At 69.7% G+C, this 12,574-nt stretch carries 13 protein-coding genes; 6 read left to right on the top strand and 7 right to left on the bottom strand.

Annotation, left to right across the window (positions count from 1 at the left end; translation table 11 throughout):
• Window positions 1–4 precede the first annotated feature (4 nt).
• The gene (locus ACIA8F_RS19660) at window positions 5–556 is read left to right on the top strand and encodes a MarR family winged helix-turn-helix transcriptional regulator (RefSeq protein ID WP_399380270.1); all 552 of its coding nucleotides are present in this window, start codon (window positions 5–7) and stop codon (window positions 554–556) included.
• A gap of 110 nt (window positions 557–666) precedes the next feature.
• On the opposite strand, the gene ACIA8F_RS19665 is transcribed toward ACIA8F_RS19660, so the two are convergent.
• Together ACIA8F_RS19665 and ACIA8F_RS19670 are read right to left on the bottom strand one after the other, a co-directional pair.
• Complete coding sequence (locus ACIA8F_RS19665; protein WP_399380272.1) at window positions 667–828, bottom strand: hypothetical protein; 162 nt, start codon at window positions 826–828, stop codon at window positions 667–669.
• A gap of 757 nt (window positions 829–1,585) precedes the next feature.
• Window positions 1,586–2,635 carry a PP2C family protein-serine/threonine phosphatase gene (locus ACIA8F_RS19670; RefSeq protein ID WP_399380393.1) on the bottom strand — a complete coding sequence of 350 codons (1,050 nt, stop codon included), beginning with the start codon at window positions 2,633–2,635 and terminating at the stop codon, window positions 1,586–1,588.
• A gap of 269 nt (window positions 2,636–2,904) precedes the next feature.
• Here ACIA8F_RS19670 and ACIA8F_RS19675 point away from each other — a divergent pair, with 269 nt between their 5' ends.
• A complete protein-coding gene (locus tag ACIA8F_RS19675) occupies window positions 2,905–3,405 on the top strand; it encodes a nitroreductase family deazaflavin-dependent oxidoreductase (RefSeq protein WP_399380395.1) in 501 nt (166 codons plus the stop codon).
• 4 nt (window positions 3,406–3,409) lie between these two features.
• On the opposite strand, the gene ACIA8F_RS19680 is transcribed toward ACIA8F_RS19675, so the two are convergent.
• Window positions 3,410–3,619, bottom strand: a complete 210-nt coding sequence (locus ACIA8F_RS19680; RefSeq protein ID WP_399380274.1) for a hypothetical protein — start codon at window positions 3,617–3,619, stop codon at window positions 3,410–3,412.
• A gap of 529 nt (window positions 3,620–4,148) precedes the next feature.
• Between ACIA8F_RS19680 and ACIA8F_RS19685 the strand changes: the two genes are divergently transcribed.
• From ACIA8F_RS19685 to ACIA8F_RS19695, 3 genes are read left to right on the top strand one after another with little or no spacing between them, the layout of a single operon-like run.
• The gene (locus ACIA8F_RS19685) at window positions 4,149–5,414 is read left to right on the top strand and encodes a cation:proton antiporter (protein WP_399380276.1); all 1,266 of its coding nucleotides are present in this window, start codon (window positions 4,149–4,151) and stop codon (window positions 5,412–5,414) included.
• The gene (locus ACIA8F_RS19690; protein WP_399380278.1) at window positions 5,401–5,874 is read left to right on the top strand and encodes a CBS domain-containing protein; all 474 of its coding nucleotides are present in this window, start codon (window positions 5,401–5,403) and stop codon (window positions 5,872–5,874) included. Before ACIA8F_RS19685 ends, ACIA8F_RS19690 begins: the two co-directional genes overlap by 14 nt.
• Window positions 5,871–7,169: an SLC13 family permease gene (locus ACIA8F_RS19695; RefSeq protein WP_399380280.1), complete on the top strand. Its 1,299-nt coding sequence runs from the start codon at window positions 5,871–5,873 to the stop codon at window positions 7,167–7,169. Before ACIA8F_RS19690 ends, ACIA8F_RS19695 begins: the two co-directional genes overlap by 4 nt.
• A 1-nt stretch (window position 7,170) precedes the next feature.
• Here ACIA8F_RS19695 and ACIA8F_RS19700 read toward each other — a convergent pair whose 3' ends face one another.
• The 4 genes from ACIA8F_RS19700 to ACIA8F_RS19715 all read right to left on the bottom strand — a co-directional run bounded on the left by ACIA8F_RS19700 (window position 7,171) and on the right by ACIA8F_RS19715 (window position 11,511).
• Window positions 7,171–8,226: a PucR family transcriptional regulator gene (locus tag ACIA8F_RS19700; RefSeq protein WP_399380282.1), complete on the bottom strand. Its 1,056-nt coding sequence runs from the start codon at window positions 8,224–8,226 to the stop codon at window positions 7,171–7,173.
• A 110-nt stretch (window positions 8,227–8,336) separates the two neighbouring features.
• The gene (locus tag ACIA8F_RS19705) at window positions 8,337–8,708 is read right to left on the bottom strand and encodes a hypothetical protein (RefSeq protein WP_399380284.1); all 372 of its coding nucleotides are present in this window, start codon (window positions 8,706–8,708) and stop codon (window positions 8,337–8,339) included.
• Window positions 8,709–8,778: 70 nt separating this feature from the next.
• Entirely contained in the window at window positions 8,779–8,955 is a 177-nt protein-coding gene (locus tag ACIA8F_RS19710; RefSeq protein WP_399380286.1) for a hypothetical protein, read from the bottom strand.
• A 675-nt stretch (window positions 8,956–9,630) separates the two neighbouring features.
• Window positions 9,631–11,511, bottom strand: coding sequence for a potassium channel family protein (locus ACIA8F_RS19715; protein WP_399380288.1), 1,881 nt, complete (start codon window positions 11,509–11,511; stop codon window positions 9,631–9,633).
• 186 nt (window positions 11,512–11,697) lie between these two features.
• Between ACIA8F_RS19715 and ACIA8F_RS19720 the strand changes: the two genes are divergently transcribed.
• Window positions 11,698–12,354 carry a class I SAM-dependent methyltransferase gene (locus ACIA8F_RS19720; RefSeq protein ID WP_399380291.1) on the top strand — a complete coding sequence of 219 codons (657 nt, stop codon included), beginning with the start codon at window positions 11,698–11,700 and terminating at the stop codon, window positions 12,352–12,354.
• The last annotated feature ends 220 nt before the right edge of the window (window positions 12,355–12,574 follow it).

Consider the following 12,574-nt stretch of genomic DNA (forward strand, 5'->3'; position numbering starts at 1 on the left):
GGGTATGACCGATCTCCCGCACGCCGCGGCTTCCCCGTCCGGTGTGGACGACACCAGCGACGTGGACGACGTGACCCGCGCGCTCCTGACCGCTTCCCGCCTCCTCGTAGCGGTCTCCGCCCGCTCGCTCGCGGCCGCCGAGGACAAGGTCACGCTCGCGCAGTTCCGGATGCTGGTGGTGCTCGCCACCCGCGGCGCGGCAAAGCTGGTGGTGCTAGCCGAAGCCCTGGGGGTCAATCCGTCGACGGCGATGCGCATGGTCGACCGCCTGATCACCGCCGGACTTGCCGACAGAAAGCCCAATCCGGAGAACCGCCGGGAGACGATACTGACGGTCACGCCGAGCGGACTGCGGCTCGTGGAAGAAGTTACGGCCCGGCGCCGGGAAGAGATCGCGGCCATCGCCGCACGCATCGATCCGGGCCAGCGGGCTGCGCTGGTTGGAGCCCTCACCGCGTTCAACGCGGCCGGCGGGGAGCCTGCGGTGCACGACGCGGAGGGCTCCCTCTTCCCGCTGGGATGGAGCGAACCCGCCCAGCGGCGAAGCGAGGGGTAGGGAACGTGTACCCAGGCAGCCACCACACCCGGCGCCGTGTCACTGACGGCAGATCGCTCCTGTGGCCAGACCGGCCGACAGGGCGAAGCCGTGTAAGGGATCCCCATGGGTCAGACCCCCGAGCCCGCCAGCCGGCTGAGGAGAGCCATCATGACGGCGGTGACGGCGACGGCCGTGATCGCGAGCCGTACCGCGTGGCGATGCCGGTGTGATCGCCTGCGTCCGGCGATCCTGAGGTCGGTGACGGCGCTCCGGAGGGCCAGCGCGGCCACTGCGACAGCGGCGCACAAAAGTACCTTTCCCGTTGCCGCTCACCCCCTCTGCACCGACGTTAACAGGTCGGAACCCGGGCCCGTCCAGCAGCCTCAGGGCTTGGGGACGGTCATCGGGACAGAGGTTTAAAACGCCTCGTTGCGGCAAGTTGCTGGGTGAAGGGATCTCTCTTCGAGCCGGTGATCCGAGGCGAGCGAAGATGGACACCACAGTGTTCGCAATGCTGGACACTCATCCGGTGCGGGCGGAGGCCTCCGAGAAGGAAAAACTGGCCCATTGCATCGAGGCGTGTCTGCTGTGTGGCCAAGCGTGCACCGTGTGTGCCGACGCATGTCTCGCGGAGGTCGGTGACGATCTCACGCCGTGCATCACCGCGGCCATGGACTGCGCGGACCTGTGCGCCGTGACGTCCACGGTGCTGTCCCGGCGGACCTCCTCCGACGGCGTCCTCCGGCGCGGCCTGCTCCAGGCCTGCACCACGGCCTGCTCGCAGTGCGCGGACCGCTGTGTCGCTCAGGCGAAGGACCACCTCCACTGCCTTGTCTGTGCGGAGAGGTGCCGGGACGCCCAGCATGCCTGTAGGGAGCTTTCCTCCGTACTGGTGTGAGCCTTCGGACGCGGCGAACCGGAAACCGGGAGGTGAGCGCGGTAGTGCAGGGGTGGTTCTGGCTATCGGTCGTCCTCATCATCCTGGCTTTCGCCGCCGTGACGGCGCTCCTCGGGCAGGCCCGCCGCCGGCGCATCCGGCGGAGGCCCTCAGGCCGGGGCCGGTGACGTGACGGCTCGACGCGTCGGTTCGGCGGTCTGCCGACAGCGCAGCAGCAGCATGGCCGCGTCGTCGTGGAGAGGTGCACCGACGTACGCCACGACATCCTCGCGCAGGGCGTCCAGCGCGAGCTGGGGGTCGGGGTCCGACAGGATGCCGCCCCGCTCGCCCAAGGGATAAAAGGCCCCCTGGGCGTTTCGCGCCTCGGAGACACCGTCCGTGTACAGGAGCAGTTGGTCTCCGGGGCCGAAGTCGACGCCGTAGAGTTCGGGGCTCTCGGCGTTGCCCCAGGTCAGGCCGAGGGGGGGAGCGGGCTGACGGGGCTCGGGGAAGGCGGCCGGGTGTCCGGGCCGGATGAGCATGGCGGGCGGGTGACCGTAGTTGAGGAAGACGACGCCTCCCGCCTCCGTGATTTCGGCCAGCAGGGCAGTCACGAACTTCTCGCCGTCGCCCTCCAGTGAGCGCTGGACGGTGCGCTCCAACCTGGCCCCGACGCCGGGCAGCCCGGCTTCGTCGTGGGCGGCCTCCCGGAAGGCGCCCAATACGGTGGCGGCGGTCTCGACCGCTTCCAGCCCCTTGCCCTGCACGTCCCCGATGATCACCCGCACACCCCCTGGGACAGGCACCACCTCGTACAGGTCCCCACCGATCCGAGCCTCCGCAACGGCCGAGGTGTATGAGACCGCGGCGCGCAGATGCCCCGCGCTGCGCGGCACCGGTCGCAGCAGGACCCGCTGCGCCGCTTCCGCGATCGTGCGGACGTTCGCCAGCTCCCGCTCCTGACGCCCGCGCACCACCGCAGCGGTCACCCCGGCGATCGTCACCCCCGCCACCGCCGCCAGGGCGGTGTACCCGCGGCGGTTCTGGAACAGGCCGTCGTACAGGCCGAGCGCACAGCACAATGCCATCGCCACCACTCCTACGGCGGCCGTCCGGCGCCATCCTCCGGCCAGGCCGGCGAAGGCCGGCCCCAGGGAGACCAAGGGCAAAAGGCCGACACCCGGCCCGGCTGTGACGTCGGTCGCCGCGACAACGGCCATCACCACGAAGGGGATCGCGAGCAGCGCGGGTCTGGCCGGGAGGCTCCCGGAACGATGGAAATCCACGTCGCACTCCCGGGTCCTCGTCGGCGCGGCCGAAGGCTGCACCCGTCCATTTCGATCGACACGAACTCGGCTGTTGATCTGTACCTCGCCACGTGCCACGTTTAGACTATGCAAAAGTTTACTCAGCGCATCATATTGCGATGTGACCGTTACCCACCAGCTGCCTTCAGGCTCGGGACGTGGAACCCGGGGGCCCCGTGGTGATGTCGCGCAGCCGTTCCCGCCCCGAGCCGCCCACGGGCTGGCTCCGCACATTTGCCCGGCTCCCGATCGGTTTCTACCGGATAGGCCTTGGTCCGCTCTTCGGCAAGAGGATGCTTCTCCTACAGCACACGGGGCGCCTGTCCGGACAGGCCCGCGAGGTGTGCTTGGAAGTGGTGGCCCATGATCCGGTCCGTGGGACCTGGACCGTGGCCTCGGGATTCGGGACCACCGCACAGTGGTACAGAAACTTGCGGCACATCCCCAAGGTCACCATCCAGGTCGGACGGAGATTCCATGCGGTCAACGCCCACTTCCTCTCCGCCGAAGAAGGCGGCGAGGTGATGGCCGCATACGCTGCCCGGCACCCGAGGGCGGCGCGCGCCCTCTGCCGCTATCTCGCACTGGACGCCCCCTCGGATGCATCGGGCACCTTCCAGGAAGCCGGACGGAAGATACCCTTCGTGCGCTTGGACGAGGTGCCGCCCCGACGATGGGGCTGAGAACTCAGCGCTTCACGGTGCCCGACCCCAGCATGACGAGACCGGTCGTGAGGAGGGACAAGCCGATCACCAGCTCGGGGAAGCCGCGGATGTGGCAGGCGTAAAGGAAGCCACCGGTCACCGCGAACGCGGCACCGGCCCAGACGGCCGAGACTGCCATGCGGAACTCGGTGACGTGCCTCTGTAGACGGGTGAGGATTCTGGTGTCCGGCATCGGGATCAGCTTTCGGTCTTGAGAGGTCGGGTGCGCCGCGCCGACCTGTACGACCGTACGAGGCAGGCTGCGGCCGCGAGGCTGAACAGCGGGCCGGCCCCGGAACAGAGCATCACCACCGTGGGCGAGGCGCTCAGCATGCGGGGGATCGCGTTGAGGGGCACCAGGGCATAAAGGCAGAGTGCTGCCCACGCGTACGGGAGCGCGATCGGGCGGTCGCCGAGACGCGGAGGAGTCCACCCGGCGAGGATCGCCACCGGAAGCGGGAGCAGGAACAATGTCGCGGCAGCCAGGACTAGGGCGTGGTACGCCGGGTTTCCATTCATTCGTACCTCTCTGGGTGCGCGCCCAGACTAGACGCTGATGCATCACGTCGTACATGCCGGACTCCGGCAGGGAAACGAAGATCACGTTTCTGTCAGGGACGCGTTAAAGAGTCGTATGGAACGGATAAGGTGGCCAGTGGTGTGCCGGGAAGCCTGGTCGGCGAACAGGGGACGACTCTCTTCGTAGATCGGGGCTTCACATCATGGTGCTCGTCGTTGTCTTCGGCATAGCTCTGCTCGTCGCGGTGCTGCTGTCCGGGCTGGCCGCCCGCACGGTGCTGTCGACCTCTCTGCTCTTCCTACTGGGCGGGGCATTGGTCAGCGACGGATTCCTCGGGCTCATCCACATCACGTCCGACAGCGAGATCGTGGGCGTGACGGCCGATCTGGCTCTGTTCGCCGTGCTGTTCACGGACGGCATGCACGTGGCCTTCCCCACCTTGCGCCGGAACTGGAGGAACCCCGCGCGGGCGCTGGGGCTGGGGATGCCACTGGCGATGGCAGGGATGGCGCTGGTCACCCACTACCTGGTCGGCCTGGACTGGACGACCTCGTTCCTCGTCGGCGCCGTCCTGGCCCCCACCGACCCCGTGTTCGCCTCGGCGATCGTGGGGCGCAAGGAAGTGCCGGCCAAGTTGCGCCAGCTGCTGAACGTGGAGAGCGGCATCAACGACGGCCTGGCCCTGCCCGTCGTGCTCATCCTGATCGCCGCCGCAGGCCCCACCTCAGGGCAGGCGCAGTCGTCGGTGGGTGAGATCGCACTCGAACTCGCCCTGGGCCTCGTTCTCGGAACCGTGCTTCCGCTCGCCGTCGCGGGACTGGTGCGCCTGCACCTCCTCGGGGCCGAACCGAAGCTCCAGCCCCTCCTGCCCCTGGCGACCGGGATCATCCTCTACGCGGCGTGCCACCTGACCCACGCCAACCCCTACCTTGCGGCGTTCTCCGCCGGCGCGGTGCTCGCCTCGGTCTCGCCCGAGTCGAAGTCGGCCTTCGAGCCGCTGGGCGAGGCGCTCGCGGAACTCGCCAAGTTCGCAGCCCTGCTGGTCTTCGGCGCCCTGCTGACCCCCGCCCTGTTCGGGGACCTCTCGATGGGCGGATACGTGGCGGTGGTCCTTGCCATCGTGCTGATCCGTCCGGCGTCGCTGCTCGTGTCACTGTTGGGCGCGCGCATCGAGCGGCGCGAGAAGCTGGTCGCCGCCTGGTTCGGACCCAAGGGCTTCGCCTCGGTCGTCTACGGCCTCCTCGTACTCCAGGCCGGGATCCCGCAGGGCGAGATGGCCTACACACTCATCGCCGTCTGCATCGCGTTCTCGATCATCGCCCACAGCAGCACCGACGTGCCCATCGCCCGGCTCTTCCACGTCGACGACCTCGCGGGCATCCCGTCCGACGACGACCACCGAGACCAGACCCGACTCACCGTCCCGCGCGACACAACCGATCAGGAGAAGCACCGTGCCAGCCCGTGATCTCGCCGAGCCCTACCCCCATGTGACCACTGACGACCCCGCGATCGATGCCGTGAGGCTCCTGGCCGAGAAGGACTTGGCCGCTCTCCTGGTGCTCGACGCCGACGGCGTTCCGTACGCCGTCGTGCCCGGTTCGCAGTTGGTACGGCAACTGGTGCCCGAGTACGTGATGGAGGATCCGCTGCTCGCCGCCGTGATCGACGACCGGCACGCGGACGCGCTCACCGAGGGACTCGATGGCATGACGGTCTCCGAGTGGCTCCCCCGGCGGACCTTCAAGCCTCCCTACGTCGGCCCGGACGCAGTGGTGCTCCAGATCGCGGCCGTCATGGCCCGCGCGCACGTCCCCCTCGTCGCCGTGATCGAACACGGAGGCAGAGCCGACCAGGTACGCCTCGTCGGGGTCGTCACGGCCGCGGCCCTGACGAGGCACTTCCTCGAGGCGGGTGGCCGGGCGTGAGCGATTGGCACAGCTGGGCCGCCGTCGTCGTCTTCGCCGGCGCCTACGTCCTCATCATCAGCGAGAAAGTGCACCGCGTCGCGGCAGCTCTGGGCGGGGCCGGTCTGATGCTCGCCCTCGGTGCCACCGACGACGGCGCCGCCTTCCATTCCGATGAGACGGGCATCGACTGGAACGTCATCTTCCTGCTCATGGGCATGATGATGATCGTCGGCGTGCTCAGGCGGACCGGGCTCTTCGAGTACCTGGCGATCTGGTCGGTGAAGAAGGCCAAGGCCCGGCCGTTCCGGGTGATGGCCATGTTGATCGTCATCACGGCGGTGGCTTCGGCGCTGCTGGACAACGTCACCACCGTGCTGCTCGTCGCACCGGTGACACTGCTGGTCTGCGACCGGCTGCGGCTGTCCCCCGTGCCCTTCCTGATCGCCGAGGTACTGGCCTCGAACATCGGCGGCACGGCCACGCTCGTGGGTGACCCGCCGAACATCATCATCGCCAGCAGGGCAGGGTTGACGTTCAACGACTTCCTGGTCCACCTCGCACCGCTGTGCGTCGTCCTGGTGGCCGTCCTCGTGCTGATGTGCCGTGTGATGTTCGCCAGGCACTTCGTATACGACGAGAAGCGCGCCGCGGAGATCATGGAACTGCGCGAGCGCGAGGCGATCACCGATCCCCGGCTCCTGGCCCAGGGGCTGGGCGTCCTCGCACTGGTCGTCGCCGGCTTCGTCCTGCACCCCGTGCTCCACTACGAGCCGAGCGTCGTCGCCCTCCTCGGCGCGGGCCTGCTCATCGCGATCTCGAAGGTGGAGACCGGAGAGGTGCTCGGTGAGGTGGAGTGGCCCACCCTGGCCTTCTTCGCGGGCCTGTTCGTCATGGTCGGCGCCCTCATCGAGACCGGAGTCATCGGTGATCTGGCCGGCTCGCTCGCGGACGCGATCGGCGGGGACGAACTCGGCGGCTCCATGCTGCTGCTGGGAGGCTCCGCGGTGCTCTCCGGGATAGTCGACAACATCCCCTATGTGGCCACCATGGCCCCGATCACCAGCCAGCTCGTGGGCGACATGGGGGGCGACCCGGACCACGTGATGTGGTGGGCTCTGGCTCTCGGCGCCGACCTCGGCGGTAACGCCACCGCCATCGGCGCCTCCGCCAACGTCGTCGTCCTCGGCATCGCCGAGCGCAACCGCCACCCGATCAGCTTCTGGGAGTTCACCAAGTACGGCCTCGTCGTGACCGTGGTGACGGTTGCGGTGTCCGCCGGCTACCTGTGGCTGCGCTACTTCGCCCTGGCGTAGCTCAGGAATCGTCGGTCGGCCAGCCGAGGAGACGAGCACCGATCACGGCGGTCTGGAGGGTGTATCGGTTCAGCGGGTCGGCCGGGTCGGCCGCCGTCAAGGTGTGGATGCGCTCCAGCCGGTAGGTGAACGCCCGCACACTCAGCGACAGGCGGCGAGCGGCTTCTGCGGCCACGCAACCGCTGTCGAAGTAGGCGGTGAGCGTTTCGATGAGTGGCCGAGCGCCGCCCCGCGCCGAGCGCAGGGGGCCGAGGGTGCTTTCCACCAGGTCGGCCATGGCCTGCCGGTCACGTGTCAGGACGGGGTACACGAGCAGGTCGGCGGCGTGCAGTACAGGCCCGTCGAAGTTCATTCGCTCGGCGAGGTCGAGGGCGCCAAGGGCTTCCTCGTAGGAGTGGACGACTCCGCCGGGGCCCGGGTGGGGACGGCCGACGGCGACCTTGCCGCCGTCGGTGGCCGCGTGCGCATGCTTGGCGAAGAAGGCCAGGACGTCGGGCTGGTCCCCGGGGGCCACGCAGATCAGTCGGCCCTGCCTCGTGGTCAGAAGGATCTGTCGCCCCGGGAAGCGAGTCAGGACCGCCATCTCGATGCTCCGGGCGACCCGGAAGCCGTCACCGTACGGCTCGGGCCCGGCCGAGACGGCCACCGCGTGGGTCCGCGATAGGCGCAGCCCGAACCGCTCTGCCCGCTCCGCGAGGCGGCCGAGATCGCTGCCGGCGTAGAGCAGGTCGTCGATGAACTCGCGGCGCGCGGCCTCCTCCTGGCGGACCGCCTGCTGCTGGGCACGTTCGTAGCCCTCTACGAAGGCGTCGACGGCCTGCTCCACCACGGCCAGCAGCGGACCTGGCGAGGTAGGTGTGGGCCGCAGGGTCTGTGCCGCGGCGAGATGGTCCCGAATCAGCCCTCGCAACGGGAGACCGGCCTCTGCCGCACGTTCTCCCTCGGTGCGGCGGGAGTCCAGTTCATCCCGGTGGAGTCGGCGTCCAGTGGTGCAGGCCGCGGCGACGATGTCGGCATACCCCGCCAGATGATCCCCTGCTGACGTTCGCTCCGTCACGTACTTCCCCCGGTTCTGACACGCCCCTGACGCTTTCTTGACGCGGACCAGCGTGCCACGTGCCCCGTGCTTCACAGACATCGGCATCAAGAGCCCGTGAAGACTGTCGGTCACTGGCAGTGTGTGCCGATGGTGGACAGCGACAAGATCAGTCCACGGGGGGACGCGCTACTGCCCGGCCGGATCACCTTCACGGTGCCGGTGGTGGAGTGCTCATGTCTGATGAACGTGCCCTTGGCGACGGTCTTCGGTTCCGCGGGGGTGGGGGAGGGGCAGGATGGCGAGGTCGACGACGTCTGGGCGGTGGCCAGCAGTGTCTCGCGGACAGTGCTGTTCTGCCACAGTTTCCACGGCTGGAACCAGTGCAGCTCGGCGCCCAATACCAGCACCGCCGGGATCAGTCCCGGGCGAGCGCCATGCGGCGCCGTTTCGTCTCCTTCATTGCCGGTCCTTCTCCATGTGGAATCGTTCCCCGCATCCAACGGGATCCATGGTCCCGGGGCCAGGTCGTTCCCGATGACGAAAGGCCTACGTCGTCGGCGGCCCAGGAGATCAGTGCTGCCGGGAGGAGAACCAGACCGCGGCCGCAGCCGCCAGGGCGAGCGAACCGAGGGCGAGCAGCGGCAGTCCGGGGCCGGGGTGCAGGTAGAGGAAGGCACCCGCCGCCGACAGGGTCGCGCCGAACACGAGGAGAGGCGACACCGGCCCGGTGGAGGAGGGTCGGGGCATGGCATGTCTCCTGGAGGGAGGGAACGGGTGGTGGCGCCCCAGGCTTCCATACGGTGGGGCGGGGGTACAGGACCTCCCGCCCTCCGTTCACGTCACAGGGTGCGGAGCTTGGTGGTGAACACCTGGTTCGCAACCTTGTCGCCGAGGATGAGGCCGTCGGTGGCGTCCCACGGGTAGTGCACGCCGAGCCAGACGCGGCTGCCGACGTCCTATTTGGCGGCGGCGCTGAAGCTGGTGAATTGGCGGGTCTTGATCGGGCCAGCGGTTCGTCGGTGGTGAGGTCGAAGGCGATGTTGTCGGTGTTGAAGTCCATCTCCGAGGTGACTCGGGCGCACGTTCACACCGTCCGGACCGGATGGAGATCAGGTCCGGGTCGACAGCGACTTCGGGGTGTGCGGCCGCCAGGTGGGCGGCCGTGAGCCAGTGGGTTGTGGCGGGCTTGCCGTGCAGCGGTCCGGTGGCGGCCAGGACGTGCACGTCGGCGCATATCGATCCGGTGCGGTCCACATGTCCCTCCACCTCGTCCAGCCGCAGGTCGACCAGGAGCCTGACGCCGCGGGAGATGGTGGCCGAGCCGCCGTCGGCCGTCGCGGCCTCCACTTGGTAGCCGGGGGAGCGGACATCCGGATAACCAGGCGTTCGGCATCACCGATGGGGCTATGTCCCCGGTGCCTGCTACCCCCGACGGCCGAGGAGTTCGGCCAGGCCCCGGCGGGTGGCGGCCACGACTATGCGATCTTCGGGCTTGAGGACGTAACCGGGGTGCAGCTTCCACACCAGTCCGGGGCGACGGGAGGGCCCAGCGCCCGGCGCGGAGGCCAGGTCGGGGCGCCGGTCCTCTGGAGCCGCTGTGTCCAGGGCGATCACCCGCCATCCACCCGGGCGGAAGGACTCGGCGATGGTCCTGCCCTCCAGGTGCGGGTGCCCGGCCACGTCCAGGGCGGCGAAGACCAGGACGCGACGCTCCACCGGGATGGCGCCCAGCACCTGGCGGCCCATCATCGCGCCGGCGAAGGCGGGAGCTGCGAGGTGGGTGACGCTGCGGCTACGGGTCAGGGCGGCCGGGTGGGCGGCGCGCAGAGTGCGGTAGACGGCGGTGGCGAAGTCGTCGTCGAAGAGCCGTACTACGGCCCGCAGGTCGGGCTTGACGGCGCGGGCGTACAGGGTGGCTTCCAGGTTGGTGGTATCGGAGCTGGTCAGGGCGAGGAGCGAGTGTGCCCGGTGGATGCGTGCGGCCTCCAGCACTCCTTCGTCGGTCACGTCACCCATGACCACCGGCACGCGTAGCCGGCGGGCCAGGGCCAGGCCTCGTGCATCGGGGTCGGACTCCATGCACACCACCGGGATGTCCAGCTCCTGCAGCCGGGCCAGTACCCGTGCACCGATCTTGCCGAGCCCCAGCAGGACTACGTGGCCCGACAGCCCGCGCGGCGGCCGCCGCAGGACCGTCGCCGTGCGGAACGCGCCGAGCGCTTCCAGGGCGGCGGCCACCAGGACCGGCAGCAGGAGCAGCCCCACGAACCCGGCCAGGATCTGGAGGACTTGGCGTTGGGTGGGGTCGTCCACTGCGGGGTCGTTGATCGCGAAGATGTCGAGCAGCGTGATGTAGGCGGCGTGCAGGGGGTGGTCGCCCGTCGTCAGCCAGGACGCCACCGCGAGTGCGGTGACAGCGGCCACCATGCCGGCCAGGGACCACCGGAGCCGAAGTGAGAACAGGGAAGCCACGGGGAGGGCCCCGGCGCCAAGCCGTTGCGCGGATCGGTTGGCGCCGGTGTGCACGACCGCCTCGAGGGCCACGATGCCGCGCCCCGTGGCCGCGGCCACGGCCCGGTCGTCCGGGAGCAGCTGCGGACCGCGGTCCCCGCTGGATTCCGCGCCCTCCGCGCCGGCCGGGTCGCTGGTCGTCGCGGACAGCAACGCCAGGGTGCACAGTCCCGGATCGGCGACCTCTCCCCTTCCCCGCGGAGTGCGCTCCACCGCGCGCAGCAGCAGACCGTCGGCCTGGACCACCTTGCTGGTGCCCGCGACGGCGCTGGCCGCCAGAGCGGGGGCGGCCGTGTCGGCGTCCGAGAGCACGGTCGTGGAGGAGTCCAGCTCGCGCAGGTCGATTCCGGGCTCCGCCACCAGCGCGGCCTGGTCGAGGAGTTCTTCCAGGTGCTGGCCGAGCTTGCGGTTGTAGAGCCGGATCACCAGCCGCAGTCTCGGGTTCAGGCGCCGGGCAACCAGGGCGGCCCGGACGTTCGTGTCGTCGTCCTCGTAGACGAGTGCCAGGGCGGCGGCCCTGGCCACCCCCGCCGCGGCCAGCACCTCCTCATCCGGCTCCGCAGCATTCAGCACCCGCAACTCCCTCACGGCTGTGCGCTCCCCGCCGGCGTTCCGGGCCCGCGTGCGGGGAATCCGCTCGAACCGCCCCCGTCCCGGCGTGCCAGGAGCACCGCTCACAGTGGGCGGTATGGCACGGGCGGCGGGCGCCACGAGCGTCACCCGTTCCATGTATACGTCCCTGAGTTCTGAGGCCAGACGACGGGCCAGACCGTCGTCACCACACACGACCATCCGCCCATCGGGGAACGAGTGTTGAGGCTGCGCTGATATCGAAGACACCGCCCCAGGATGCCCTGATGGGAAAGACGGGCTGCGCCCCGGCCGTCCCCTCGCTCCGTATGGTGCGGCGCGAGGCCGTTCGGGGGAATCAGCGGCCAGGCGCGCACAGCGGGCGGAGTCTGTGGCGAAACATCGGAAATGACCGCTCCTGAACGCCGGGCCTGGAGCAGCGGCTCCTACGTGCGGGCGATCCACACCCCGCAGTGCACCCTGACCCTGTGCGACGCGGAGGGCTGGTGCTTCCCTCTGGACCTGCAACGGTGGTGCGCCCGGGCAGACGAGGGCGACGGGACGGTGCTGCGCCGGTGCGCCGGCCGGGTGCTGGACATCGGATGCGGGGCGGGTCGGCTGGTCGAGGCGTTGACGGCACGGGGGCGCCAGGTGCTCGGCATCGACGTCTGTCCCTCGGCCGTGATCACGACGGTGTGCCGGGGCGGCCCGGCCTTGAGCCGGTCCGTATTCGATCCGCTCCCCGGCGAGGGCCGGTGGGGGACGGTACTGCTGATCGACGGGAACATCGGTATCGGCGGTGACCCCCGACGGCTGCTGCGCCGGGTGCGAGACCTGGTCCACTGGGAAGGCCTCCTCCTGGTGGAGACCGCCGCCACTGACGTGGACGAACGCCGCCGCGCCCGGATCCACGCCGGGCAACGGCCCGTGAGCGCCGTCTTCCCGTGGGCCCTGGTCGGCACCGCCGCCCTGACCCGCCACGCGGCCTCGTCGGGATGGACCGAGGCCGATCGGTGGACCACCGCCGGAGGCCGTCACTTCGTCTCGCTGCAAGCCTGGCGCTGAGCCCAGCGGCCACCAGACCAGCAGCAGGACACCGGAGACGAAGGCGTGCACGCGGACGTGGTTCACGTTCACCCGCGGTACGGGCCCCTCGTCGTCGAGGCCCGGCTGAACAGGGCCTGCGCCGCCCGGTCGGTCACCGGGTACAGGGGGAGGAGTACGAGGTCGGGGAGGAGGGCTGCCCCGACGAATCACATGGCCACGCCGAAAGTGTCCCCTTCGA

The sequence above is a fragment of the Streptomyces sp. NPDC051563 genome, assembly GCF_044454225.1.
Taxonomy (GTDB): Bacteria; Actinomycetota; Actinomycetes; order Streptomycetales; family Streptomycetaceae; genus Streptomyces.

Coding starts and splice junctions, on each gene's coding strand:
- ACIA8F_RS19685 (WP_399380276.1), top strand. CDS start 4,149: ATGGTGCTCGTCGTTGTCTTCGGCATAGCTCTGCTCGTCGCGGTGCTG.
- ACIA8F_RS19715 (WP_399380288.1), bottom strand. CDS start 11,511: ATGGTCGTGTGTGGTGACGACGGTCTGGCCCGTCGTCTGGCCTCAGAA.
- ACIA8F_RS19680 (WP_399380274.1), bottom strand. CDS start 3,619: ATGCCGGACACCAGAATCCTCACCCGTCTACAGAGGCACGTCACCGAG.
- ACIA8F_RS19675 (WP_399380395.1), top strand. CDS start 2,905: ATGTCGCGCAGCCGTTCCCGCCCCGAGCCGCCCACGGGCTGGCTCCGC.
- ACIA8F_RS19720 (WP_399380291.1), top strand. CDS start 11,698: ATGACCGCTCCTGAACGCCGGGCCTGGAGCAGCGGCTCCTACGTGCGG.
- ACIA8F_RS19660 (WP_399380270.1), top strand. CDS start 5: ATGACCGATCTCCCGCACGCCGCGGCTTCCCCGTCCGGTGTGGACGAC.
- ACIA8F_RS19670 (WP_399380393.1), bottom strand. CDS start 2,635: ATGGCCGTTGTCGCGGCGACCGACGTCACAGCCGGGCCGGGTGTCGGC.
- ACIA8F_RS19710 (WP_399380286.1), bottom strand. CDS start 8,955: ATGCCCCGACCCTCCTCCACCGGGCCGGTGTCGCCTCTCCTCGTGTTC.